Raw genomic sequence first — 24,000 nt, forward strand, 5'->3', positions numbered from 1 at the left:
GATCCGGCCGTCCCGGAGATCCTCCTGCGCGGCCGCATGGAGATCACCGGCCGGATGGTCGACGCCTCCAACGCCACCCTGTTCGGCACCGTCTCGCTCGACGGGGTCGACCTGCGCTGCGTGTACAAGCCGGTGCGCGGCGAGCGTCCGCTGTGGGACTTCCCCGACGGCACGCTCGCCGGTCGCGAGGTCGGCGCGTACCTCGTCTCGCAGGTCTCCGGGCTCGACGTCGTGCCGCCGACGGTGCTGCGCGAGCAGGCCCCGTTCGGTACCGGCATGGTGCAGGCCTGGGTCTGCTCCGGCGACGAGAGCGCTCTGTCCGAGCCCCCCGGCGACGGCACGGACGGCGACACGGACGACGGCACGGACGGCGAGCAGGCCGGCGACATCACCGAGGAGACCATCCAGCTCGCCACCGAGTCGCTGGTCGAGCTGTGCGAACCGCACGAGATCCCGAGCGGCTGGCTGCCCGTGCTCCGTGCCCGTGACGGCGCCGGGGACCCGGTCGTGCTCGTCCACGCCGACCACCCGCAGCTGCGGGCGATGGCGCTGTTCGACGTCGTCGTCAACAACGCCGACCGCAAGGGCGGGCACGTGATCCTCGCCGGTGACGGCGGGGTCTACGGCGTGGACCACGGCCTCACCCTGCACAGCGAGCCGAAGCTGCGCACCGTCCTGTGGGGCTGGGTCGGCGACGAGCTCGGCGAGGAGCACCTGGCCGCCCTCAAGGAGCTGCGCGCCCGGCTGGCGGACTCGTTCGCCGACGTCCTCGGCGAGCACGTCACCCGCCGCGAGGTCGCGGCGCTGCGCTCCCGGATCGACCACCTGCTCGCCGAACCGTGCTTCCCCGGGCCGGACGGCTACGGCACGGCCATCCCCTGGCCCGCCTTCTAGCCCGCCACCTCCAGGATGCCGAGGCGCTGCGTCGCGCGGGTCATCGCGACGTAGAGGTCCGCCGGGTCGGCCGCCCGGATCCGCTCCGGGTCGACGATCACCACGGCGTCGAACTCCAGGCCCTTCGACGCCGCCGGGGTGAGCACCGGCACGTCCCGCGCACCGAGGTCGGTCCCGGCCGGGGCGATCACCGCGACCGTGCCGCGCCCGGCACGGGCCCGCTCGTCGGCGACGGCGGCGTGCACCGCGTCGGCCAGCCCGGCGGCGGTGACGGTGCGGGTCCACGGCGGCTCGCCGGTGCTGCGCACCGACTCCGGCGGGCGACGGTCCGGGGCGTAGGTCGCCAGCACCTCCGCGGCGGCGTCCATGATCTCCGACGGCGTCCGGTAGTTCACCGTCAGCGTGCGGTGCGTCCAGCGCCCGGCCAGGTGCGGGGCGAGCACGTCGTCCCAGGCCCGGGCGCCGGCCGGGGCACTGCGCTGGGCGAGGTCGCCGACCGCGGTGATCGACCGCGACGGGCAGCGGCGCAGCAGCACGTGCCAGTCCATCGGGGACAGCTCCTGCGCCTCGTCGACGACGAGGTGCCCGTAGCGCCAGTCCCGGTCGCCCGCCGCGCGCTCGGCCACCGTCATCGGCACCCCGGCGACGTGCCGGCTCGCCAGCATGTCCGCGGTCACGAAGTCGGTGGGCCGCAGCTCGTCGGGGTCCTCCCCGGCGAGGGTCCGGTCCGCGGAGTCCAGCACGGTCAGGACCTCGGCGGCGTAGGCGGCGTCCGGCCCGGGGGCTGTGGCGGGGGAGTCCTCGGGTACCGGGCCGAGCAGCTCGGCGAGCTCGTCGAGCAGCGGGGCGTCGGCCACCGTCCACGGTGTCCCCGGCGGGCGGCGCAGCGCGGACAGGTCCCGTCCGTCGCCCGCGGTGGCCAGCCGGTCCGGGTCGGCGTAGAGCTCGGCCAGCGCCCGCTGCGGGGTCAGCACCGGCCACAGTGACTCGACGGCGGCGTGGAACCGCGGGTCGGTCCGCACGCCGTCGCGCAGCTCGGCGCGCATCTCGGCCGACACCTCGGCCGCCCCGGCGGGCTCGATCTCCGGGATGTTCAGCCCCGCCAGCAGCTCCGCGAGCTCCGGCGGGTCCTCCAGCCCGACCTCCAGCCGCTCCAGACCCTGGTCGACGAGCAGCCGCCCCAGGGTGTCGCGGAAGGTCGTGCGGGCCTCGTTGTGCGGACGGCCGGTGGCGCGGGCGCGGCGGCGCGCCTCGGCGGCCAGGGCCGTGTCGATCTCGACGGTGACGTCGTCCATCTCGATCGTGATCGGCCGCCCGGGCAGCTCCTGGCGGTCGTCGACGGCCCGGCGCAGCACGTCGATCATCGCCAGGTCGCCCTTGAGCCGGGCCGTCTCCGGCGGGTCGGTCGCCTCCGCGACGACGCCGTGCGCGAGGCGTCCCGGGGTGGTGAACACGACCGCGGACTCGCCGAGTGCGGGGAGCACGCCGCCGACGTAGTGCACGAACCCCGCACTCGGCCCGACGACGAGCACGCCGCTGCGGGCGAGCCGGTCGCGGTGGGTGTAGAGCAGGTACGCGATCCGGTGGAGCGCGACGGCCGTCTTGCCCGTCCCGGGGCCGCCCTCGATCACGACGGTGCCCGACAGCGGCAGCCGGATGATCTCGTCCTGTTCGGACTGGATCGTGGTGACGATGTCGCGCATCCGGTCCCCGCGCGGCGCGGTGAGCGCGGCGAGCAGTGCCGGGTCCGACGCCGACGCGGGGTCGGCGTCGACCGGGACCGCACCGGTGAGCAGGTCGTCGTGGTACGCGGTGACCCGCTCGTGCGGTGCGGTGCCCGCGACCTCGTAGTGCCGGCGCCGGGTCACCCCCAGGGGCGAGACCGGGGTGGCGCAGTAGAACGGCCGCGCGGCGGGTGCCCGCCAGTCGACCAGGGCGCTCTCGCCGTCGGCGGGGTCGGTCAGCCCGATCCGGCCGACCCGGATCGGGTCGGCGCCGTCGGCGTGGTCGAGCCGCCCGAAGCACAGGCCGGAGCGGGCGGCGGTGAGCGCACGCACCCGCTCCTGCCAGCGGTGCACCGAGACGTCGCGTTCCCAACGGGCGCTGAGCTCCTCGCCGGCCCGGGTGGCCTGGGCGCCGCGGGAGCGTTCGGTGGCCGCGGTGAGCTCGTCGTCGAGCAGGGCGTGCAGCCGGCGGAGCCGGTCGGTCTCGGCGGCGAGTTCGGCCTCGTACGGGGAGCGCGGACTTGACGGGCGGGGGGCTGGTGTGTCCTTGCCCCTCGTGTTATGATGAACGTGCACGGATGTGTTCTCGGATTCGAAGCGCACCCCATAGGTTAGCGCGTCTCCGCCCTCCTGTGCACCTTTCTCGCGCGATGGTCGTGTACCAGCGCTGCGGTTGCCGTCAGCGCCGCCCCGGCGGGCGCGGTCGGGGGAGCCCGACCCCATCGGCGGGGCGGGTTACGGTCACGGCCATGACGCTGCCCGAGCCCCGGCGGATCACCGTCCCCGGCACGACGCTGCCCGAGATCACGCTGTCCGTGCACGACACCGGCGGCGTCGGCAGCCCCGTCCTGCTGCTGCACGGCTGGCCGGACCGGGCCGCCCTGTGGGCCCACCAGGCCGCGGCGCTCGCCGGGGCCGGGTACCGCGTCGTCGTCCCGGACCTGCGCGGCTTCGGCGACTCCGACCGGCCCGCCGAGGTCGAGCACTACCCGATGCGGGCACTGGTCGCCGACGTCCTCGGCGTCGCCGACGCGCTCGGGATCGACCGGTTCGCCCTCGCCGGGCACGACTGGGGCGCCTCGCTCGGCTGGGCCGTCACCCTCGCCTCGCCGCGGGTGACCCGCTACGCCGCGTTCTCCGTCGGGCATCCCGCCGCGTTCGCCACCGCGGGGTTCCGGCAGAAGGCGATGTCCTGGTACATGCTCTGGTTCCAGTTCCCCGGCGTCGCCGAGCAGGTGATGCCGGCCGAGGACTGGCAGTTCCTGCGCGGCTGGCTGCACGCGACGCTGCCCGACGGGCACCCGATGGCCGCGCGGCACGTCGCCGACCTGTCCCGGCCGGGTGCGCTCACCGCGTCGCTGAACTGGTACCGCGCCAACGTCGACCCGGCGAGGTTCGTGCCCACCACGATGCCGGAGCCCCCGCGGATCACGGTGCCGACGATGGGGGTGTGGAGCGACGGCGATCTCGCGCTCACCGAGGGGCAGATGCGGGGGTCCTCGGCCTACGTCGACGACTTCCGCTTCGAGCGGGTCGAGGGCTGCGGGCACTGGATCCCGGAGGAGGCGCCGGAGGCCGCGAGCGCGCTGCTCCTGGACTTCCTCGCCGGCGGCCGGGAAGGGTGACCGAGGGGACAGCCGTCCCTCGCTGCGCGGCCGGGGGTCGCGGGCCAGGATGGGTCGGGTACAGCGGCGTCGCAACGACACGGAGGAAGCACTGATGGCGGAGAAGAGCCGGATCGGGGTCACCGGGCTGGCGGTGATGGGAGCCAACCTCGCCCGCAACATGGCCCGCCGCGGCTTCCCGGTGGCGGTGCACAACCGCACCACCTCGAAGATGACCGAGTTCATGAAGGACTACGGCGACGAGGGCGCCTTCACCGGTGCCGAGTCGCTGAAGGAGTTCGTCGACGCGCTGGAGACCCCCCGCAAGATCGTCGTCATGGTGAAGGCCGGCAAGCCGGTCGATGCCGTCATCGACGAGCTCGCCCCGCTGCTCGACCAGGGCGACATCATCATCGACGCCGGCAACTCGCACTTCCCCGACACCGACCGCCGCGCCGCGTACTGCGCCGAGCGCGGGCTGCGCTTCATGGGCATCGGTGTGTCCGGCGGCGAGGAGGGCGCCCTCAACGGGCCGAGCATCATGCCCGGCGGCCCGCAGGAGGCCTACTCCGAGGTCGAGGAGATCCTCACCGCGATCGCCGCGAACGTCGACGGCACCCCGTGCTGCACCCACGTCGGCCCCGGCGGCGCCGGGCACTACGTCAAGATGGTGCACAACGGCATCGAGTACGCCGACATCCAGCTCATCGCCGAGGCCTACGACCTGCTCACGCACGTCGCCGGGCTGTCCGCGCCGGAGATCGGGAAGATCTTCGAGGAGTGGAACACCGGTGATCTCGAGTCGTTCCTGATCGAGATCACCGGCATCGTGCTCGCCAAGACCGACGAGAAGACCGGGAAGCCGCTCGTCGACGTCATCGTCGACCAGGCCGAGCAGAAGGGCACCGGTCGCTGGACGGCCATCGACGCCCTCGACCTCGGCGTGCCGCTGACCGGCATCACCGAGGCGGTGTTCGCGCGGACGCTGTCCAACCTGCGCGACGAGCGCAAGGAGGCGTCGACCACGCTCGGCGGCCCGACCCCGGGCTCGGGCGCGAACCGCGAGGAGCTCGTCGAGGACATCCGCCAGGCGCTCTACGCGTCCAAGGTCGTCGCCTACGCCCAGGGCTTCGCGCAGATGCGTGCCGCCTCCCGGGCCAACGACTGGGACCTCGACCTCGGTGCGATGGCCCGGATCTGGCGCGGCGGCTGCATCATCCGGGCCCAGTTCCTGAACCGGATCACCGAGGCCTACGAGTCGCACCCGGACCTGGACAACCTGCTGATGGTCCCGTACTTCACCGAGGCCGTGGCGAACGCGCAGGACGCGTGGCGGCGGGTCGTGGTGACCGCGACCGAGCAGGGCGTGGCGATCCCCGCGTTCTCCTCCAGCCTGTCCTACTACGACGGCTACCGGCGCGAGCGCGGTCCGGCCAACCTGATCCAGGGGCTGCGCGACTACTTCGGTGCCCACACCTACGCGCGCACCGACGCCGACAGCACGTTCCACACCCGCTGGAGCCAGGACGGCAGCGAGGTCGCCACGGGCTGACCCCGCGGTCCCCGCCCGGGCTCAGCTCCGGGCGGGGACCGGGACCGCCACGTCGGCCTCGTCGTCGACGTGGTGGTACTTCCCGCCGCGCAGCGCGCTCGCCACCGCGGCGACCAGGCAGGCGACGGCGGCGAACCCGAGGGCGAGGGTCAGCCCGTCGGCGAACGGGCCGGAGATCAGCTGCGGGAAGAACTGCCGTCCGGTCAGGTACGCCGACTGCGTGGGCGTCAGCGCCCCGAGGACCTGCGGACCGAGCAGCGTCGCGATCGGGTTGTAGCCCAGCAACGCCGCGAACAGGATCCCGACCGGCGGCAGCGCCGCGACCCGGTCCGCCGCGAGCTCCGGCACGCCCTGGGCCATGAGCCCGTCGTGCAGGGACGCGGGCAGCGTCGTCGACAGGCCCGCGATCAGCAGGGAGAAGAACACCCCGATAGACAGCACCGTCGCCGCGTTCTGGAACGTCGAGGTCATCCCGGCCCCGGCGCCGCGCTGGTGTGCCGGCAGCGAGTTCATGATCGCCGCCCGGTTCGGGGAGCTGAACAGGCCCATCGCCAGGCCGTTGAGCGCCAGCAGCACCGCGAACGCGCGGTAGTCGAAGTCCACCGGCAGCGCCAGCAGCGCGAGGAACGTCGCTGCCGCGCCCACCATCCCGACGGTGGCGAAGGCACGGGCGCCGTAGCGGTCGGACAGGACGCCCGACACCGGTCCGGCGACGAGGAACCCGATCGTCAGCGGGACCATGTAGATGCCCGCCCACAGCGGCGTCGTCTCGAACGGGAAGCCGTGCTCGGGCAGCCAGATGCCCTGGAGCCAGATGATCAGGATGAACTGCAGCCCACCGCGGCCGAGCGCGGCCAGCAGACTCGCGACGTTGCCCGCGGTGAACGCGCGGATCGAGAACAGCGAGACGTGGAACATCGGCTCGGCCACGCGACGCTCGATCCAGGCGAACAGCGCCAGCACCGCGATCCCGCCGCCGATCAGGCCGAGGACGAGCGGGCTGGTCCAGCCCATGACGTCGCCGCCGTAGGGCTGGATGCCGTAGGTGATGCCCATCAGGACGGCGACGAGCCCGACCGCGAACGTCAGGTTGCCCCACCAGTCGATCCGCGCCGCGCGACGGGCGCCGGTGTCACGGAGCCGGGCGTAGGCCCAGACCGTGCCGAACACCCCGACCGGCACCGACACCAGGAACACCAGGTGCCAGTTCACCGGGGCGAGCACCCCGCCGACGACGAGCCCGAGGAACGAGCCGGCGATGGCCGCGACCGAGTTGATCCCGAGCGCGAGCCCGCGCTGGTGGACCGGGAAGGCGTCGGTGAGGATCGCGGTCGAGTTGGCGAGCAGCAGCGCACCGCCGACGCCCTGCAGCACCCGCATCGTGATCAGCCAGACCGCGCCGGCGTCGCCGTGGAGCCAGGTGGCGGCCAGCAGCACCGAGAACACCGTGAAGACGGCGAAGCCCAGGTTGTACATGCGGGTACGGCCGTACATGTCGCCGAGCCGGCCGAAGCTGACCACCAGCACCGCCGTGACGACCAGATACCCCATGATCAGCCACAGCAGGTAGTCGATGTTGTCCGGCGCCAGCGGATCGATCCCGATGCCGCGGAAGATGTCCGGCAGTGCGATCAGCAGGATCGACATGTTGATCGTCACGATCAGCACGCCCATCGTGGTGTTCGACAGCGCCACCCACTTGTACCGGTCGACCGGCCCCGTGTTGTTGAGCATCGCTAATCAAAGTACTCTCCGGCGCGGGTTCGCGCTACGGTCTCGCCCGGCTCGTCCGGTCCGTCCCGATCCTCCCTCGGGTAAAGGAACTCCCAGGTCGGGCGGGGTCTACAGTCCCCGCATGGCTAACGTCCGGTCCGACGGTCCGACGGCCACGACGCCCGCGGCCCGCCGTACCGAGCAGCTGTTCCGCGTCGCCCTGGTCGTGAAGGGCATCGACGGGGCCGCGGAGCTGCTGGGCGCCGTCGCGCTGGTGCTGGTATCGGGTGACTGGCTGCACCGGGTCGTCGCGCAGATCCTCGCCCGCGACCTGATCGGCCCGCCCGACGGCACCCTGGCCCGGCACCTGACCGAGGGCGTCGACCGCTTCGCCGGTGGGGACCGCACCTTCGTCGTCGTCTACCTCGGGTTGCACGGGGTGCTCAAGCTCGGCCTGGTCGCGGCGCTGCTGACCCGCTGGCGCCCCGCCTACCCGCCCGCGGTGGCGATCCTGGCGGTGTTCGTCGTCTACGAGCTGGTCCACGCCTGGCACACGCACTCCATCGTGCTGCCGTTCCTCGCCGCGCTCGACATCGCGATCATCGTGATGGTCGTCCGGGAGTACCGGCTGCTCGGCCGGGAGGCCGACGGGTCAGGCGCCGGTCGCGACGGGTAGCCGCGCCAGGACGTCGCGGGCCGCCGCGCGACCCGCCCGGTCCGCGCCGATCGTGCTCGCCGAGGGGCCGTAGCCGACCAGGTGCAGCCGGGGGTCGGCGACGACGCCGGTGTCGAGCGGCTCGCCCATGACGATCCCGCCGCCCGGCCCGCGCAGCCGCAGCGGCGCGAGGTGACCCAGCGCGGGTCGCCAGCCGGTCGCCCACACCAGCACGTCCGCGGGCTCGCGAGCGCCGTCGGGCCACTCCACGCCGTCCGGCACGACCCGGGCGAACATCGGCCTGCGGACCAGTACACCGCTCGCGATCCCGGCCCGCACCTCCGGCGTGCGCGGCAGCCCGGTAACCCCGACGACACTGCGCGGGGGCAGCCCGGCCCGGACCCGCTCCTCGACCCGGGCGACCGCGGCGCGACCCTGCTCGGGCCCGAACGGCGTGTCGATCCACTCGGGCTCCCGGCGGGTGACCCAGGTCGTCGCGGCCGCGTACGGGGCGATCTCCAGCAGCAGCTGCACCGCGGTGATCCCGCCGCCGACCACGACGACCCGCTTCCCGGTCATCGTCTCCGGGCCCGGGTAGGTGCGGGCGTGCAGGCTCGTGCCGCGGAACGTCGCCAGGCCCGGGTAGGCGGGGACGAACGGGCGGGTCCAGGTGCCGGTGGCGTTGACCAGGTGGTCGGTGACCCAGGTGCCACGGTCGGTCTCGACGGTCAGCGGCCCGGCGGTGTCGTTGGTCGGCGGCCCGCCGGTGCTGATGGCCGGCGGCCCGCCGGTGTCGGACACCCGGTGGACGTGCACCGGGCGCACGACCCGCAGGTCGAGCTCGCGTTCGATGCGCGCGAAGTAGGCCGGCACGGCGTCCCGCGCGGGCAGGTCGGGGTCGGCGCCGGGGTCGTCGAAGCCGGAGCGGATCCCGGCGACGTCGTGGACGCCGTTCACCGTGCGCATCCGCAGCGTCGGCCAGCGGTGCCGCCACGCGCCGCCGGGGCCGTCCTCGCCGTCGAGCACGACGAACCCGGGGCCCGGTTCCAGCCCGCCGCGCCGCAGCCCGGCCGCCGTCGACAGGCCCGCCTGGCCCGCGCCGATCACCACGACCCCGGTCCGCTCCACGCCCGCGTCAACGCCCCGGACGCACGCGGTCATCCCGCGGTGATCGCCGGTGGTGGAGTGTCACGCCCGCCTCGCGGATGCTGGCCTCCACCACCGGTCGTCACGGCTGCGCGGCGGCGCGGACCACGTCGGCGACGTCGGCGTTGGCGCCGCAGACCACCAGGGCGAGCCGGGCGTCCGGGTGCCGTTCGACGATCCGGCGGGCGGCCGGGACCAGACAGCCCGCGGCCGGCTCGGCCCAGATCCCGGCGTGCTCGGCGAGGGCGAGGGTGCCACGGACGGCCTCGGCGTCGTCGACGACGAGGACCTCGTGCACCAGCGCGCGGGCGTGGTCGTAGGTCAGCTGCGACACCGACGGCGCCGAGAGCGTGGTGATCGCGGAGGTGATCGTCACCGGGGTCGGGCCGCCGGCGGCCAGCGCCGTCGACATCGACTCCGCGCCGACGGTCTCCACCCCCCAGACCCGGGCGCGGGGCAGCAACGCGCGGACCGCGACCGCGATCCCGGAGACCAGCGCCCCACCGCCGACGGAGACGAGCACGTCGGTCGGCGGCTGCCCCAGGGCGACCGCGTCGTGGGCCAGCTCCAGCCCCACGGTGCCCTGAGCGGCGACGATCACCGGGTCGTCGAACGGGTGCACCAGCGTCCGTCCGGCCCGCTGCAGCTCCCCGGCCAGCGCGAACGCGGCCGCGATGTCCGGGGTGAGCCGCACGTCGGCCCCGGCCGCGCGGGCCGCGGTCACCGAGCGGGCCGGCGCGTTCTCCGGCATCACGACGACGGCGTCGACCCCGGCCGCACCCGCGACCTCGGCGACGGCGAGCCCGTGGTTCCCGCCGGAGACGGCGACGATCCCGGCGGCGCGTTCGTCGCCGGTCAGCGACGCGAGCTTGGCCAGCACCCCGCGCGGCTTGAACGACCCGGCCCGCTGCAGGTGCTCCAGCTTGAGCAGCACCGGGGCGCCGAGGGCCGCGGACAGCCCGGGGGAAGGGACGGTCGGGGTGCGCACCACGCCCCCGGCGATCCGCTCCGCCGCCGTCTCGATGTCTGCGATGCTCACCTGGTCCGCCACCGCCGCAACGTAACCCCGGCCCCTCGGCCCGGTCAGGTGCGGGGGCGGAAGCGGTCGGCGAGCTGCGGGTCGTCCTGCCACCACAGCCGGGACGGGGCGGGCTCCGCGGCGGGGTCGGACCCGGTGGCCTCGGCGGCGCGGGTCCGTGCGGCGCCGAGCTCGGCGGCGCGGGCCTCGGCCGCGTCGAGCTCGGCGTCGGTCGCGCGGGCCCGGCGTGCGTCCTCCCGGGAGAACAGCCACAGCACGACCCCGAGGAACGGCAGCCCGACCACGTCGCCGCCGATCCACAGCACCCCGGCGCCGAGCACCTGGTCGATGTGCGGGTCCGGCCCCCAGCCGCGGTGCAGCCCCAGGTAGTACGCCGCCGCGAGGGTCGGGCCCAGCCACAGCACGATCCCGAGCACGGCGTCGCCGACCATCTCGGCGATCGTGAGCACCAGGGTCACCGGGTACGGCGTCGACGCTGGCGTCGGGTCGATCCGCAGCCGGGTCCAGAAGTAGACGAACCCGCACACCACGAGACCCGCTCCGACGGCACCGGACACGACGCCGTCGCGCAGGGTCGCGACGTAGAGCGGGGTGAGATACAGGACCATCAGGGGCGCGACGAGCAGTACGGTCGCCGCGAACGGGCCGGTCAGCAGCCGCGCGGCCCGGGAGCGCAGCACCCGGCGCCAGGCCGGCCGCCGATCCCGGGGCACGCTCGCCGCCAGCAGCGTCAGCGGCGCGCCGAGCGCGAGCAGCATCGGTACCACCATGAGCAGCAGCAGGTTCTGCACGGCGCGCACCCAGAACAGCGTGTCGTCGTACACCCCGACGAACGACGACCCGGCCAGCACGGTGACGACCAGCCCGGCGCCGAACGCGACGGCACGGCTCCGGGACCACCCCGGGCGGGACCGGGCGGCGACCCCGTAGCCCACCGCCGCCGCGGCGGTCGTCCCGAGCAGCAGGGGCGCGAACCGCCACGTCGTGAACAGCCGGAGCGCCGTCAGCGGCGGCAGCAGCGCCGCGGCCGTCACCGTGGGATCGCGGGGGAGCGGGTCACGGCGCCATCCTGCGCCGACCCGGCTGCCGGCGGAAGGGACGGTGGGCGGGTCGGCACGCATGCGTCGAACCCGCCCGGGATCCGTTCGGCGACGTTCGCCCGGGTCGTCCCGGCCGCCGCCGCGCCGGTGCCCACGGGCCGTCGTGCCCGGGGCTCAGCCCATCGTCCGGGCGCCGTCGATCGCCTCGCGGATGATGTCGGCGTGGCCCGCGTGCTGGCTGATCTCGGCGAGCACGTGGATCGCGACCCGGCGCACCGACCAGGAGGTGTTCGGCTCGAACCAGGGGGCGACCGGCAGGGCGTGTGCGCTGTCCAGGTCCGCGGTGCGCAGGACCTCCTCGGTGCGTGCGGCGACCTGCTCGACCCGGGCCCGCAGGTGCTCCAGGGTCTCGTGGTCGGCCAGGACGAACCGGGTGTCCACCCACTGTTCGCCGGAGGCGGACCAGTCGCCGCCGTTGGCGTCGGCCTCGGCGTCGACGGCGTCCCAGTCGACGGAGTCGTTGTAGACGTCGACCTCGCCGAACGCGGCGGCGCCCTCGACGGCGAAGCGGAACCACTGCTCCTCGGTGTCCGCGACGTGCTTGAGCAGCGAGGCGATCGTCAGCGCGCTGACCGTGCTGCGGGTGCGCGCCTGCTGCTCGGTCAGGCCGTCGGCGGTCTGCAGCAGGAAGCCGCGGTGGCGCTCCAGGGTGCTGATCAGCTCGGCACGTTCGCCGGTCAGGGCCTGCTTCTCGTCGGTGGCGTTCATCCGGGGCCGCCTCTCGGGTCCGCGGACCGGGCGATCCCGGTCCGACGGGAACGACGATAGGACCGATCGCGGACAGGTCCGGTCCTCGACGAGGGGCCGTCCGTGGCGATCAGTCCGCCAGGTCGCGCAGCGCGGTCTCCCAGCGTTCGCGGCGGGCGTCGTCGTCGAGGTCCCACCAGGGGGTGCCGCGCTCGCCGAGTCCGTGCTTGGCGGCGGACACCCGCGTCCTGGCGGCGGCGACGCGGTCGTCGTCGCCCGTCCGCCGCCCCGCTCCGATCTCGGCGCGGGCCTTCCCGAGGTGCTGCTGCAGCGCGGACCGGACGTCGTCGGGGATCGCCGGGTCGGTCGCGCGCCACCGGCGGCCCCGGACGACGACGTAGCGCCCGTCCGGGGTCCGCTCGGGTCCGCTCACGCGAGGACGGCGGTGCTCAGCCGACGACCGGGACCACGTCCGGCGCGCCGAGGCGGGCGGCGTCGGCGGTGGCGTCGTCGGGCATCTTCTGGCTCTCCCGCTCGGCCTCGACCCGCTTGACGTAGTGGTCGACCTCGCGGGCGATCTGCTCGTCGTTCCAGCCCAGGACCGGGGCGACCAGCTTCGCGGTCTCCTCCGCGGCACCCACGCCCCGGTCGAACGTCTCGATCGAGATCCGGGTGCGGCGGGCCAGGATGTCCTCCAGGTGCCGCGCGCCCTCGTGCGAGGCACCGTAGACGACCTCGGCGCGCAGGTAGTCCTCCGCGCCGGTGAGCGGCTCGGCGAGGGTCGGGTCGGCGATGAGGAGGTCGAGAACCTCGTCGATCAGCGAGCCGTACCGGCCGAGCAGGTGCTCGATCCGCACCGGGTGCAGACCGCTGCGCGCGGCCAGCTGGTGGGTGAAGTTGCGCAGCGCGGTGAAGCCCTCGGCGCCGAGCAGCGGGATCTTCTCGGTGCAGGAGGCGGGCACCTTCGCGTCGAGCGAGTGCACGGCGGCAGCGACCGCGTCGCGCGCCATCACGCGGTAGGTCGTGTACTTGCCCCCGGCCACGACGACCAGCCCGGGTACCGGGGTGGCGACGGCGTGCTCGCGGGACAGCTTCGAGGTCGCCTCGGACTCGCCGTGCAGCAGCGGGCGCAGACCGGCGTAGACGCCCTCGACGTCCTCGTGGGTCAGCGGCTGCTCCAGCACCTCGTTGACGTGCGCGAGCAGGTACTCGATGTCGGCCGCGCTCGCCGCCGGGTGCGCCTTGTCCAGGTCCCAGTCGGTGTCGGTGGTGCCGATGATCCAGTGCCGGCCCCACGGGATGACGAACAGCACCGACTTCTCGGTGCGCAGGATCAGCCCGGCGTCACCACGGATCCGGTCCCGCGGGACGACCAGGTGGATGCCCTTGGATGCGCGCACCTTGAACTGGCCGCGCTCGCCGGCGAGGCCCTGGGTGTCGTCGGTCCACACCCCGGTGGCGTTGATGACCTCCTTGGCGCGGACGTCGAACCGGTCGCCGGACTCCAGGTCCTGCACGGTCGCGCCGATCACGCGGCCGGAGTCCTTCAGCAGCCCGACGACGCGGGCCCGGGTCGCCACGTGCGCACCGTAGGCGGCCGCGGTGCGGGCGATCTCCATGGTGTGGCGGGCGTCGTCGACCTGGGCGTCGTAGTACTCCAGGGCCCCGACCAGTGCGTCCTTGCGCAGCGACGGCACGACCTTGCGGGCGCCGCGACGGGTCAGGTGCCGGTGGTGCGGCAGGCCGCGGGCCCGACCCGACAGCAGCCCGAGCGAGTCGTAGAGCGCGACGCCGGCGCCGGCGTAGAAGCGCTCCCACACGTGGTGCTTGAGCGGGTAGACGAACGGCACCGGACGCACGAGGTGCGGCGCGAGGGTCTGGATCAGCAGGCCCCGTTCCTGCAGGGCCTCGGCCACCAGGCGGAAGTCGAGCATCTCCAGGTAGCGCAGGCCGCCGTGGATGAGCTTGGAGGAACGGCTCGACGTGCCGGACGCGAAGTCGCGGGCCTCGACCAGTCCGGTCGTCAGACCGCGGGTGGCCGCGTCGAGGGCTGCGCCGGTGCCGACGACGCCACCGCCGACGACGAGCACGTCCAGCTCGCGGTCGCCCATCGCCTGCAGCGCCGTGGTACGGGCCTCCGGGGAGAGCGCCACCGATTTCATGATCAGACCTTCCTGAGTGGTTCCTGCTCGCGGGTGTCCCGCCGGGGAGTACCCGGTGAACACCCGTCCGATCGCGGGTGTGCCCGGTGTCGCCCCCACGTGTGGTGAGGGCGACACCGGACGGGGGTCCTACTCGACGTCGACCCAGTCCAGGGTCCGCTCGACGGCCTTCTTCCAGCGGCCGTAGCCCTCGTCGCGCTGCTCCTGCGACCAGGTGGGCTCCCAGCGCCGGGCCTCGTTCCAGTTCTCCCGCAGCTCGTCGGTGTTCTTCCAGAACCCGACGGCCAGCCCGGCCGCATACGCCGCACCGAGCGCGGTGGTCTCGGCGACGACCGGCCGCGAGACCGGCACGCCCAGCACGTCGGCCTGGATCTGCATGCACAGCTCGTTCTGGGTGACGCCGCCGTCGACCTTGAGCGTCTCCAGGGTCACCCCGGAGTCCTTGGTCATGGCGTCGCTGACGTCGCGGGACTGGTAGCAGATCGCCTCCAGCGTGGCCCGGGCCAGGTGCGCGTTGGTGTTGAACCGGGACAGGCCGACGATCGCGCCGCGGGCGTCGGAACGCCAGTACGGCGCGAACAGGCCGGAGAACGCGGGCACGAAGTACACGCCCCCGTTGTCGGAGACCTGGCGGGCCAGCGACTCCGACTGCGAGGCCCCGGAGATGATGCCGAGCTGGTCGCGCAGCCACTGCACGGCCGAGCCGGTGACCGCGATGGATCCCTCCAGCGCGTAGACCGGGCGCTCGCCCTCGAACTGGTAGCACATCGTGGTGAGCAGGCCGGACTCCGAGCGGACCAGCTCGGTGCCGGTGTTGAGCAGCATGAAGTTGCCGGTGCCGTAGGTGTTCTTGGCCTCGCCGGGGGCGAAGCAGACCTGGCCGACGGTCGCCGCCTGCTGGTCGCCGAGGTCACCGGTGATGGGGACCTCGCCGCCGAGCGGACCGTTCGCGAGGGTCTTGCCGAACGCGGTCGCCGACGACGACGGCTTGATCTCCGGCAGCATCTGCCGCGGGATGCCGAAGAAGCCGAGCAGCTCGTCGTCCCAGTCGAGGGTCTCGAGGTCCATCAGCATGGTCCGGCTGGCGTTGGTCACGTCGGTGACGTGCAGTCCGCCGTTCGCGCCACCGGTGAGGTTCCAGATGACCCAGGTGTCGGTGTTGCCGAAGACCGCGTCGCCGTTCTCCGCGGCCTCGCGGACGCCGTCGACGTTCTCCAGGATCCACTGGATCTTGCCGCCGGAGAAGTAGGTGGCGGGCGGGAGGCCTGCCTTGCGACGGATGACGTCGCCGCGGCCGTCGCGGTCGAGCGCGGTCGCGATCCGGTCGGTGCGGGTGTCCTGCCAGACGATCGCGTTGTAGTACGGGCGCCCGGTGCGCCGGTTCCACACGACGGTGGTCTCGCGCTGGTTGGTGACGCCCAGCGCGACCAGGTCGGACGCGGTCAGCCCGGTCTTGGTGAGCGCCTGCTGGAGACAGGTGTTGGTGCGCTCGATGATCTCGATCGGGTCGTGCTCGACCCAGCCGGCCTGCGGCAGGATCTGCTCGTGCTCCAGCTGGTGGCGTCCCACCTCGTTGCCGCCGTGATCGAAGATCATGAAACGGCTGGAGGTGGTGCCCTGGTCGACGGCGCCGACGAACTCGGCCATGAGTTCTCCTGTGTGTCTCGAGCGGGTGGATCGGGGATGGGAGCGGTGGGTGCGCTCAGCGCATGTCGCCGACCTCCTGCGGAGCGTCCTCGACGGGGATGTACCGGTCGATCAGCAGCTTGAACAGGCCGCCGCCGACGAGAGCACCGATCACCGGCGCGACGATCGGCAGCCACCAGTAGGGCGTGCCGTCGCTCGTCACCCAGGCGGTGTCGTAGCCGGTGATCCAGGAGGCCAGCCGCGGCCCGAAGTCGCGGGCCGGGTTGATGGCGTAGCCGGCGTTCGCACCCCAGGCCATGCCGATGCCCACCACCAGGATGCCGATCATGAACGGGGCCATGTTGGCCAGCGGGCCCTTGTTGCGCGGGTGGACCAGCGCGAAGATCACGAACACCAGGATCGCGGTGCCGACGACCTGGTCGAAGAACGCCGTCGTGATCGTCGTCGGGGTGCCCGGCGAGGTCGAGAAGATGCCCTGGGTCTCGGTCAGGTTCGGGTCGACCGAGCGGATGAAGTCCGCGTAGACGAACCGGACGATCAGCGCCGCGACGAACGCGCCGAGGGTCTGGGCCAGGACGAACGGGGCGACCTTGCGCCACGGGAAGCCCTCGTACACGGCGAAGGCCAGCGTGACGGCCGGGTTGAGGTGTGCACCGGAGATCCGGCCGGCGACGTAGACGCCGAGCATGACGCCGAATCCCCAGGCCCAGGCGATCGAGTCGTGCCCGCCGTTGCTGCCGTCGGGCGTGGTCACGACCTGTGCGACGACGCCGACGCCGAACAGGATCAGGATCATCGTCCCGGCGAACTCGGCACTCAGCTCGCCGAGCAGCGACGGCGCCTTCTCGGCGGTCGCCGGGGTCGCCCGTGTGGTCTCCCGTGTGGTCGTTGCCGCGGGTGCGGGATCGCCCGCGCTGGTCTCGGAGCTCGTCATCGAACCCCCTCCTGGTGAGTCCCCCTCGCGGGACCGGGCGGCCCCGCCATGTGCTGCGCGACGCTAGGAGCGTGCGCGCCGGCGGGCAACGCGATCCGTTCGACGATGCCGAACGTTGCGGGTCGATCGGCCCATGATCGAGTCCGCCGGGCCCCCGGACGGCCTACGATCGCTGCGTGGCACGGGCGATCCAGTCGGTGGAGCGGGCGGCGGCGCTGCTGCGGCTGCTCGGCGGCGCGGGGCGTCCGCTGGCGCTGGCCGAGCTGGCGGCGGCGCTGGACCTGCCGCGCCCGACGGCGCACGGGCTGCTCCGCGCCCTGCGGGAGGAGGGCCTGGTGGCGCAGGAGTCGTCGGGCCGCTACCTGCTGGGCGAGGGGCTGGGGCGGCTGGGCACCCCGTGGGACCGGCACGACCTGCGCGCGCGGGCGATGAACTGGGCCGACGCGCTGGCGGCTGGCACCGGCTGCGCGGTCTACCTGGGCGTGCCGTCCGCCGACGGCGCCGGGGTCGACGTGGTGCACCACGTGTTCCGGCCCGACGACACGCCGCAGCGGTTGCGGACCAACACCACCCAGCCGTTGCACGCGACGGCGTGGGGGCGGTGCTTGCTGGCGTTCGCGCCGGCATCGGTGCGGGCGGTCGAGCCGCTGGCGGCCTGGACCCGGGCGACCGTGACCGACCCGGCGGCGCTGGCCCGCGAGATGACCGCGACGCGGCGGCGCGGCTGGGCGGCCGACGCCGGCGGCTGGGAGCCGGGCGTCGGCGGGCTCGCGGTGCCGGTGCGCAGCGGGGGCGGGCTGACCGTCGCGGCGCTGGGGGTCGGCGCCCCGGTCGAGGAGCTGTTCGCCGCCGACGGCCGCGCCCGGCCGGAGGTCGTCGTCGAGCTGGTCGCCGCGGCCGCCGAGATCGCCGACGGGCTGGAGGGGCTGACGTGAGCGGCCTGTCGGCGGGGGAGCGGGTGGTGGCCGCGATCGACCAGGGGACGACGTCGACGCGCTGCCTGCTGTTCACCCGCTCGGGCCGGATGGTCGCGGTCGCCCAGCGCGAGCACCGGCAGCACTTCCCGAGCCCGGGCCGCGCCGAGCACGACGCGTCGGAGATCTGGCGGGCGGTGACCCGGGTGGTGCCCGCGGCGCTGCGCCGGGCCGGGCTGGGCCCGGAGAACGTCGTCGCGCTCGGTATCGCCAACCAGCGCGAGACGACGGTGATCTGGAACCGGCGCACCGGGGTCCCGCTGGCGCGGGCGATCACCTGGCAGGACACCCGGACCACCGACATCGTCGCCGGGCTCGCCGCCGACACCGACGCCGCCCGCTGGGCCCGGATCAGCGGGCTCGGCCCGGCGACGTACTTCGCCGGACCGCGGCTGCAGTGGCTGCTCGACCATGTGCCGGGCGCGCGCGAGGGCGCGGAACGCGGTGAGGTCCTGTTCGGGACGATGGAGTCCTGGCTGATCTGGAACCTCACCGGCGGCCCCGACGGCGGCGTGCACGTCACCGACGTCACCAACGCCAGCCGCACGATGCTGATGGACCTGCGCACGCTGGAGTGGTCCGACGCGCTGTGCTCGGCGCTGCGGGTGCCGCGGGGCATGCTGCCGACCATCGTCCCGAACGCCCGCGTCTACGGCCGGTGCGCGGGCCTGCTGGACGGGGTGCCGGTGGCCGGTGCGCTCGGCGACCAGCAGGCGGCGCTGGTGGGCCAGACCTGCTTCGCGCCCGGCGAGGCGAAGTGCACCTACGGGACGGGCGCGTTCCTGCTGAAGAACACCGGCTCGCGGATCCCGGGTTCGGAGGCGGGGCTGATCCCGACCGTCGGGTACCTGTTCGGTGGCCACCCGGTCTACGCGCTCGAGGGCTCCATCGCGATGACCGGCTCGCTGGTGCAGTGGTTCCGCGACGCGCTGGGCATGATCTCCACGGCGGCCCGGATCGAGACGCTCGCACTGACCGTCCCGGACAACGGCGGCTGCTACGTCGTCCCCGCCTTCTCCGGTCTCTACGCCCCGCACTGGTACCCCGACGCCCGTGGCGTGATCGTCGGCCTGACCTCCTACATCCACCGCGGACACCTCGCCCGCGCGGTGCTGGAGGCGACCGCGTGGCAGACCCGCGAGGTGCTCGACGCGATGAACGCCGACTCCGGCCTGCCCGTCACCCGCCTGAAGGTCGACGGCGGCATGACCGCGAACCACCTGCTCATGCAGTGCGTCGCCGACGTCCTGGACCTCACGGTGGAACGTCCCCTGGGCTCGGAGGCTGTGTCGCTCGGCGCGGCCTACGCCGCCGGCCTGGCCGTCGGCTACTGGCCGGAACCGGAGGTGCTGCGCCGCAACTGGCATCGGGCGGCCGCCTGGGAGCCGACGATGGACCCCGGCCTGCGCCGCCGCGAGCACGACAACTGGCGCCGCGCGGTGCAGCGGAGCACGGGGTGGGCGCGGTCGGACTGAGCCGCGACGGGCCGCACCCCCGGTGCCGTGTCCCCCGTGCCGCGCGCCTCAGTGCTCCGCGGCCCGCTGCTGATGCCGCCGTCGTCGGACCTGGTCCCGGTGCTCACGGTCGCGCATCTCCTGGGTCCGGCGCACGGCGACGTCGAGGATCCGCCCGGCCACCGGCCGGAACCAGTCGACCCACTCCGCCGGGACGCCGGTCACCATCCGCCGGGCACCGGTGTCGGTGACGTCGCCCCAGAGGATCTCGTGGGCCCGGGTGGTCACCAGGACGAGCAGCCGGCGACCGTCGTCGGGGTCCGGCTCGCGCTCGATCAGGTCGCGCTCCTCCAGCCGCGCGAGCAGCCGGGTTGTCCCCCCGGTGGCGAGTCCCACGGTCTCCGCGACCTCGGCGCCGGTCATGGCACGGCGGGCGAGCAGCAGCTCGGCGAGCACCGTGTACTCGTGCACCGTCAGCCCGAAGCGCTCGGCGACGGAGCGGATCCGGTAGAAGCCGAGCAGCTCCGCTCGGGCGAGGAGCGGTCCGAGCGCCTCCGCGGTCTCGGCTCGCGTCCGCCGGTCCTCCTCCGGCCCGGTGGTGGGGCCGGGGCTCCCCGGAGGGGTCTCCCGCCGAACTCGCTTACCGGGTAAGCGAATTCGGTCGGCCTCCTCACCGGGAGGCGGGGTCGGCGGGGGCTCCGCGCCTGGCCGTTCGGACCCGGCCCCGTGACCGCCGTGATCGCCCTGGCCGCTGTGATCGCCGTGGCCGCCGTGGCCGAGTGTGGCGCCCGGATCCGGCGGTGCCCCGCCGTGCGACGGCCCCGGGGACCCGGTTCTCGGAATTCGCTTACCCGGTAAGCGAGTTCGCGGAACAGGGGTGTCCCTCAGATCCCGGCCGGGTCCGTCGCCTGCCGTGGAGTGGTCCGTGCCGGTGGAATGGTTCGTGGCGGTGGAATGGTCCGTGTCGCGCTGCACGGGCGAAGCGGTAGCAGCCCGGTCGGACCGCCGCGGCGGATTCCGCGTGAGCGGTTCGCGATCGTGGCGCCGCTCGGCGGGTGAACGCCTAGGTGTAGGCCCGGACGGCGTGACGTGCCCTCAGCGCCCCTGCCGCGGGGTGATGACCCAGGTCCGGTCGCCCGTGAGCTCGCGCAGCTGCGCGACCCGGGCGACGACGTTGCGCAGCTCGACGTAGAGCGGGGAGAGCAGCAGGTACCCCAGGAACCAGCCGGGCCGGCGCAGCTCCGGCGGCGCCGCCCGCCAGGCGAGCAGCGTCTGGCCCGGGCCGACGGCGAGGGTGTAGACCGTCGTCGCGAGCAGCAGCGGCACGACATCGCCGGGGCCGTGGTGGTGCAGGCCGAACGCCAGCACCGGCACCATCGCCAGGGTCACCCACGGGCACAGCTCCCGCCAGCCGAGCAGGAACAGCAGTCCGAGCCGGGCGCGCGCGGGCAGCCCGCGGGTGCGCAGCGCGGTGCGCAGGTGCCGGCGCGAGACCTGGAACCAGCCCTGTGCCCAGCGCAGCCGCTGGTGCCACCAGGCGCGCACGGTCAGCGGGGCGAGCTCGCGCGAGAGCAGGCCCGGGTCGACGACGCAGCGCCGCCCGGCCAGCAGCGCGCGGACCGATGCGTCGATGTCCTCGGTCAGCATCTGTGCCTGCATCCGGGTCGCGCGCAACGCCTCGGTCCGCCAGTACCCGTTGGAGCCGCAGAACAGGCCGAACCCGAACAGCCCGGCCCGCCCGGGGTGGCTCACGCCGTAGATGCAGGTGAACTCCACCGAGACCGTCCGGGCGACCCAGGACGCCGTGCCGTTGCGGACGCTGCAGTGCCCCTGCACGACGTCGGCACCGTGCGACAGCGCCCGCCAGGCCCGGCGCAGCGCGTCGGGTGCCGGGTGGTGGTCGGCGTCGAGGATGCCGGTGACCTCGCCGTCGGCGGCCCGCAGCGCCGCGTTGACGTTCTGTGCCTTCGTGGTGGAGTCCGCCACCTCGACGACGACCAGCCGCGGGTCGGCCGCGGCGAGGGTCCGCAGCTGCGCCTCCACCGGCTGCGGCCCGGGGGTGTTGTAGGCGACGACGACGGTCAGCGGACCGGGATAGTCCTGGGCCAGGGCGTGCGAGACGGTGTCGAGGATGGTCCCGGCCTCGTTCGGCAGGTACGCCGGGACGACCAGCACCGCGGGCGGCCACGGCGCGGCGGGTGCTGCCGGGGGACGGTACGGGCGCAGTGCGCGCAGGCCCTCCAGCCACACCGTCGTCGCCGTCATGACCAGTGCCGCGACGACGACCAGGTACGCCGGCCTGGTCAGGTCGGTCCCGAGCCGCCAGGCCGCGTCCAGTACCAGCAGCGGGAGACCGACCCCGGCCGCGGTCGTCGCGAGGATCTGGACCGGGGTGCGGAGCAGGTCGCGCAGCCGTCGGCGGGCCACGGGCGCCGGCCGGTGCGCCGGGCGCCGGCCGCCGTCGGACGGGACCGGCGGGACCGGCGGGGCCGGCGGAGCAGCCGGTGCGGCGGGGCCGGACGCGGGGAGCGGCGGGTCCGCGGGCCGGTCGTCGAGGGGCGGGGGCATGGCCCGGCCACGCTAGCCGGGAGACACTTTGCGTGATGATCATGTCACGCAGAGTGTGTCCGTGTGGGTGAGCCGGCACTGCTCGGCATCCTCCGATCCTCCCGACTAGCGTCGCGGTCATGAACGACACCGCCGTCGCCGCCGGGCGTCTCGCCCGAGGGCTGGAGCCACTGCACTCCCAGGTCTACTTCGCCGTCGAGGCCGAGCCGGCCTACACCGCCGCGGGGCTGGAACCGGGCCGGATGAGCTACTTCGCCCCGCGCGCCGCGCCCATGGGCGCGGTCGGACCGTCGGTGGTCACCGCGACGTTCTACAACTTCTCCCCGAGGCTGGTCGCGAAGTCGGTCCCGCGGGCCTGGGAGCTGGCGTCCCCCTCGGATCTGCTCGACGTCCGGTTCGCCGTCGCCGACGCCTCGCTGCGCCGCACCCTGGGCGACGACACCGTCGCCTCGCCGGAGATGGCCGAGGCCGCCGGGCTGGCCCGGACCGCGGCCGAGGCCGTCACCCCCGACGGGCGTCCGCTCGCCGCCGGGCACCTCGACGTGCCCTGGCCGACCGCGCCGCACCTGGTCCTCTGGCACGCGTTGTCGATCCTGCGCGAGCACCGCGGCGACGGGCACATCGCGCTGCTGGTCGAGGCCGGGCTGTCCGGGCTGGAGGCCCTGGTCACCGCGACCGCGACGGGCACCGGGTTCACCGTGGCCTTCGCCCGCGGCAGCCGCGGCTGGTCGGCCGCCGAGTGGAACGCCGCCGTCGCCGGACTCGCCGACCGCGGCCTGCTGCAGCCGGCCGACACGGCCGGGGACGACGCCGTCGAACCGGTCCTGACCGAGGAGGGCACGGCGCTGCGCAAGCGGATCGAGAACGACACCCACCACCTCGGCGCCGCGCCGTGGACGGCACTCGGCGCCGACGGGGCCGCGCGGCTCGGTGAGCTCGGCGGGGCGTTCGTCCGGACTGCTCTGGCGAACGGCGCGTTCCCCGCCGAGGGGGTCTTCGCGGCGCGTCCGAAGGGCTGATCGTCGTCCGCGCCCGGCCTCACGACGGGCGCGGTGTCCTGACTGCCCGATATGGTGCGCTCCGCGACCGGCCACCGTGGCCGGCGCGGTGACCTGCAGGAGGACCTCCGGTGCTCGAGATCAGCGGCCTCGAATGGGCCGTCACGATCGGCGTGATCGTCGCGCTGCTCGCGTTGGACCTCGTCCTGGGCTGGCTGCGGCCGCACCGGGTGGGATTCACCGAGGCCACCGCGTGGTCGGTGTTCTACATCGCGATCGCGATCGTGTTCGGGCTGGTGTTCGCGACGATGCACGGCTGGGACTTCGGCACCCAGTACTTCACCGGCTACATCGTCGAGAAGAGCCTGTCGGTCGACAACCTGTTCGTCTTCGTCGTGATCATGACGACGTTCGCGGTCCCGGAGGAGCACCAGCACAAGGTGCTGACCTTCGGCATCGTGCTCGCCCTGATCATGCGTGCGATCTTCATCGCGGTCGGGGCGACGCTGCTCAACCTGTTCTCGTTCATGTTCCTGGTCTTCGGTCTGCTGCTCCTGTGGACCGCGGTGCAGCTCTACCGGCACAAGGACGAGGACCCCGACATCGAGGACAACATGGTCGTGAAGGGCGCGCGCAAGCTCTTCCCGGTCACCGAGGAGTACCACGGCGGGAAGCTGTTCACCCGGGACAACGGCCGCCGGGTCGCGACCCCGATGTTCATCGTGCTGGTCTCGATCGGCGGCATCGACCTGCTGTTCGCGCTGGACTCGATCCCCGCGGTGTTCGGGGTGACGCAGGAGGCGTTCATCGTCTTCACCGCCAACGCCTTCGCGCTGCTCGGTCTGCGGGCGTTGTTCTTCCTGGTCAAGGGCCTGCTGGACCGGCTGGTCTATCTGTCGGCCGGGCTCGCGGTCATCCTCGCGTTCATCGGCGTGAAGCTGATCCTGCACTGGCTGCACGTCGACATCTCACCGGCCGTGCCCGAGATCCCGACCATGGTCAGCCTCGTCGTGATCCTGGGGATCCTCGCGATCGTCACCGTCGCCAGCCTGATCAAGACCAAGGGCGACCCGACGGCGACCGCGCACGCCGGGTCGCTGCGGGCCCGCAAGGAGCGCCCCGAGCAGCACGACTGAGCCGGTCCGGCCG

At 73.8% G+C, this 24,000-nt stretch carries 20 protein-coding genes; 8 read left to right on the forward strand and 12 right to left on the reverse strand.

Going from position 1 to position 24,000, the window contains the following annotated elements; translation table 11 throughout:
• Nucleotides 1-36 precede the first annotated feature (36 nt).
• Nucleotides 37-894 carry an SCO1664 family protein gene (locus Ae505Ps2_RS14045; RefSeq protein ID WP_075554234.1) on the forward strand — a complete coding sequence of 286 codons (858 nt, stop codon included), beginning with the start codon at nt 37-39 and terminating at the stop codon, nt 892-894.
• On the opposite strand, the gene Ae505Ps2_RS14050 is transcribed toward Ae505Ps2_RS14045, so the two are convergent.
• Nucleotides 891-3,194 (reverse strand): UvrD-helicase domain-containing protein, encoded by a 2,304-nt coding sequence (locus Ae505Ps2_RS14050; RefSeq protein WP_233147453.1) that lies wholly within the window; start codon nt 3,192-3,194, stop codon nt 891-893. The genes Ae505Ps2_RS14045 and Ae505Ps2_RS14050 overlap by 4 nt on opposite strands.
• A 173-nt stretch (nt 3,195-3,367) precedes the next feature.
• On the opposite strand from Ae505Ps2_RS14050, the gene Ae505Ps2_RS14055 reads away from it, so the two are divergent.
• Together Ae505Ps2_RS14055 and gndA are read left to right on the forward strand one after the other, a co-directional pair.
• A complete protein-coding gene (locus Ae505Ps2_RS14055) occupies nt 3,368-4,243 on the forward strand; it encodes an alpha/beta fold hydrolase (protein ID WP_075333084.1) in 876 nt (291 codons plus the stop codon).
• Between the two features lie 94 nt (nt 4,244-4,337).
• Nucleotides 4,338-5,774, forward strand: coding sequence for an NADP-dependent phosphogluconate dehydrogenase (gene gndA, locus Ae505Ps2_RS14060; protein WP_083702269.1), 1,437 nt, complete (start codon nt 4,338-4,340; stop codon nt 5,772-5,774).
• 21 nt (nt 5,775-5,795) lie between these two features.
• On the opposite strand, the gene Ae505Ps2_RS14065 is transcribed toward gndA, so the two are convergent.
• Entirely contained in the window at nt 5,796-7,508 is a 1,713-nt protein-coding gene (locus Ae505Ps2_RS14065; RefSeq protein WP_075307801.1) for an MFS transporter, read from the reverse strand.
• A gap of 121 nt (nt 7,509-7,629) precedes the next feature.
• Here Ae505Ps2_RS14065 and Ae505Ps2_RS14070 point away from each other — a divergent pair, with 121 nt between their 5' ends.
• Nucleotides 7,630-8,163: a DUF2127 domain-containing protein gene (locus Ae505Ps2_RS14070; RefSeq protein WP_075333086.1), complete on the forward strand. Its 534-nt coding sequence runs from the start codon at nt 7,630-7,632 to the stop codon at nt 8,161-8,163.
• Here Ae505Ps2_RS14070 and Ae505Ps2_RS14075 read toward each other — a convergent pair.
• The 8 genes from Ae505Ps2_RS14075 to Ae505Ps2_RS14110 all read right to left on the reverse strand — a co-directional run bounded on the left by Ae505Ps2_RS14075 (nt 8,140) and on the right by Ae505Ps2_RS14110 (nt 16,857).
• Nucleotides 8,140-9,270 carry an FAD-dependent oxidoreductase gene (locus Ae505Ps2_RS14075; protein WP_233147454.1) on the reverse strand — a complete coding sequence of 377 codons (1,131 nt, stop codon included), beginning with the start codon at nt 9,268-9,270 and terminating at the stop codon, nt 8,140-8,142. The two genes, Ae505Ps2_RS14070 and Ae505Ps2_RS14075, sit on opposite strands and share 24 nt — an antisense overlap.
• Before the next feature lie 100 nt (nt 9,271-9,370).
• Nucleotides 9,371-10,327 (reverse strand): pyridoxal-phosphate dependent enzyme, encoded by a 957-nt coding sequence (locus tag Ae505Ps2_RS14080; protein WP_075312194.1) that lies wholly within the window; start codon nt 10,325-10,327, stop codon nt 9,371-9,373.
• Nucleotides 10,328-10,371: 44 nt separating this feature from the next.
• Complete coding sequence (locus Ae505Ps2_RS14085; RefSeq protein ID WP_083695666.1) at nt 10,372-11,448, reverse strand: cytochrome c oxidase assembly protein; 1,077 nt, start codon at nt 11,446-11,448, stop codon at nt 10,372-10,374.
• A 93-nt stretch (nt 11,449-11,541) separates the two neighbouring features.
• A complete protein-coding gene (locus tag Ae505Ps2_RS14090; protein ID WP_020624846.1) occupies nt 11,542-12,135 on the reverse strand; it encodes a DinB family protein in 594 nt (197 codons plus the stop codon).
• Nucleotides 12,136-12,244: 109 nt separating this feature from the next.
• Complete coding sequence (locus Ae505Ps2_RS14095; protein WP_020624847.1) at nt 12,245-12,547, reverse strand: hypothetical protein; 303 nt, start codon at nt 12,545-12,547, stop codon at nt 12,245-12,247.
• A 16-nt stretch (nt 12,548-12,563) separates the two neighbouring features.
• Nucleotides 12,564-14,276: a glycerol-3-phosphate dehydrogenase/oxidase gene (locus Ae505Ps2_RS14100; protein WP_075553684.1), complete on the reverse strand. Its 1,713-nt coding sequence runs from the start codon at nt 14,274-14,276 to the stop codon at nt 12,564-12,566.
• A gap of 129 nt (nt 14,277-14,405) precedes the next feature.
• Complete coding sequence (gene glpK / locus Ae505Ps2_RS14105) at nt 14,406-15,923, reverse strand: glycerol kinase GlpK (protein WP_075307793.1); 1,518 nt, start codon at nt 15,921-15,923, stop codon at nt 14,406-14,408.
• 55 nt (nt 15,924-15,978) lie between these two features.
• On the reverse strand, nt 15,979-16,857 hold the full coding sequence (locus Ae505Ps2_RS14110) for an MIP/aquaporin family protein (RefSeq protein ID WP_083695668.1): 879 nt from the start codon (nt 16,855-16,857) through the stop codon (nt 15,979-15,981).
• Between the two features lie 176 nt (nt 16,858-17,033).
• On the opposite strand from Ae505Ps2_RS14110, the gene Ae505Ps2_RS14115 reads away from it, so the two are divergent.
• Nucleotides 17,034-17,792 (forward strand): IclR family transcriptional regulator C-terminal domain-containing protein, encoded by a 759-nt coding sequence (locus Ae505Ps2_RS14115; protein WP_075553685.1) that lies wholly within the window; start codon nt 17,034-17,036, stop codon nt 17,790-17,792.
• Nucleotides 17,789-19,306 (forward strand): glycerol kinase GlpK, encoded by a 1,518-nt coding sequence (gene glpK / locus Ae505Ps2_RS14120; protein ID WP_084786274.1) that lies wholly within the window; start codon nt 17,789-17,791, stop codon nt 19,304-19,306. The genes Ae505Ps2_RS14115 and glpK (Ae505Ps2_RS14120) overlap by 4 nt, the downstream gene beginning before the upstream one ends.
• Nucleotides 19,307-19,354: 48 nt before the next feature.
• Here the strand turns inward: glpK (Ae505Ps2_RS14120) and Ae505Ps2_RS14125 are convergent, their stop codons facing one another.
• Nucleotides 19,355-19,756, reverse strand: coding sequence for a MarR family transcriptional regulator (locus Ae505Ps2_RS14125; protein WP_075307791.1), 402 nt, complete (start codon nt 19,754-19,756; stop codon nt 19,355-19,357).
• A 624-nt stretch (nt 19,757-20,380) separates the two neighbouring features.
• The gene (locus Ae505Ps2_RS14130; protein WP_075307789.1) at nt 20,381-21,853 is read right to left on the reverse strand and encodes a glycosyltransferase; all 1,473 of its coding nucleotides are present in this window, start codon (nt 21,851-21,853) and stop codon (nt 20,381-20,383) included.
• 119 nt (nt 21,854-21,972) lie between these two features.
• Here Ae505Ps2_RS14130 and Ae505Ps2_RS14135 point away from each other — a divergent pair, with 119 nt between their 5' ends.
• Entirely contained in the window at nt 21,973-22,872 is a 900-nt protein-coding gene (locus tag Ae505Ps2_RS14135) for a hypothetical protein (protein ID WP_075307787.1), read from the forward strand.
• 110 nt (nt 22,873-22,982) lie between these two features.
• Nucleotides 22,983-23,987, forward strand: coding sequence for a TerC family protein (locus Ae505Ps2_RS14140; RefSeq protein WP_075307784.1), 1,005 nt, complete (start codon nt 22,983-22,985; stop codon nt 23,985-23,987).
• Nucleotides 23,988-24,000 lie beyond the last annotated feature (13 nt).

The sequence above is a fragment of the Pseudonocardia sp. Ae505_Ps2 genome (assembly GCF_001932425.1).
In the GTDB taxonomy this organism is placed as follows: Bacteria; Actinomycetota; Actinomycetes; order Mycobacteriales; family Pseudonocardiaceae; genus Pseudonocardia.

Bases quoted from the DNA above. Each gene is read 5' to 3' on its own strand.
- Ae505Ps2_RS14045 (WP_075554234.1), top strand. From the start codon at position 37: ATGGAGATCACCGGCCGGATGGTCGACGCCTCCAACGCCACCCTGTTC.
- Ae505Ps2_RS14055 (WP_075333084.1), top strand. From the start codon at position 3,368: ATGACGCTGCCCGAGCCCCGGCGGATCACCGTCCCCGGCACGACGCTG.
- gndA (WP_083702269.1), top strand. From the start codon at position 4,338: ATGGCGGAGAAGAGCCGGATCGGGGTCACCGGGCTGGCGGTGATGGGA.
- Ae505Ps2_RS14065 (WP_075307801.1), bottom strand. From the start codon at position 7,508: ATGCTCAACAACACGGGGCCGGTCGACCGGTACAAGTGGGTGGCGCTG.
- Ae505Ps2_RS14070 (WP_075333086.1), top strand. From the start codon at position 7,630: ATGGCTAACGTCCGGTCCGACGGTCCGACGGCCACGACGCCCGCGGCC.
- Ae505Ps2_RS14085 (WP_083695666.1), bottom strand. From the start codon at position 11,448: ATGCGTGCCGACCCGCCCACCGTCCCTTCCGCCGGCAGCCGGGTCGGC.
- Ae505Ps2_RS14090 (WP_020624846.1), bottom strand. From the start codon at position 12,135: ATGAACGCCACCGACGAGAAGCAGGCCCTGACCGGCGAACGTGCCGAG.
- Ae505Ps2_RS14100 (WP_075553684.1), bottom strand. From the start codon at position 14,276: ATGAAATCGGTGGCGCTCTCCCCGGAGGCCCGTACCACGGCGCTGCAG.
- glpK (WP_075307793.1), bottom strand. From the start codon at position 15,923: ATGGCCGAGTTCGTCGGCGCCGTCGACCAGGGCACCACCTCCAGCCGT.
- Ae505Ps2_RS14110 (WP_083695668.1), bottom strand. From the start codon at position 16,857: ATGACGAGCTCCGAGACCAGCGCGGGCGATCCCGCACCCGCGGCAACG.
- Ae505Ps2_RS14130 (WP_075307789.1), bottom strand. From the start codon at position 21,853: ATGCCCCCGCCCCTCGACGACCGGCCCGCGGACCCGCCGCTCCCCGCG.
- Ae505Ps2_RS14135 (WP_075307787.1), top strand. From the start codon at position 21,973: ATGAACGACACCGCCGTCGCCGCCGGGCGTCTCGCCCGAGGGCTGGAG.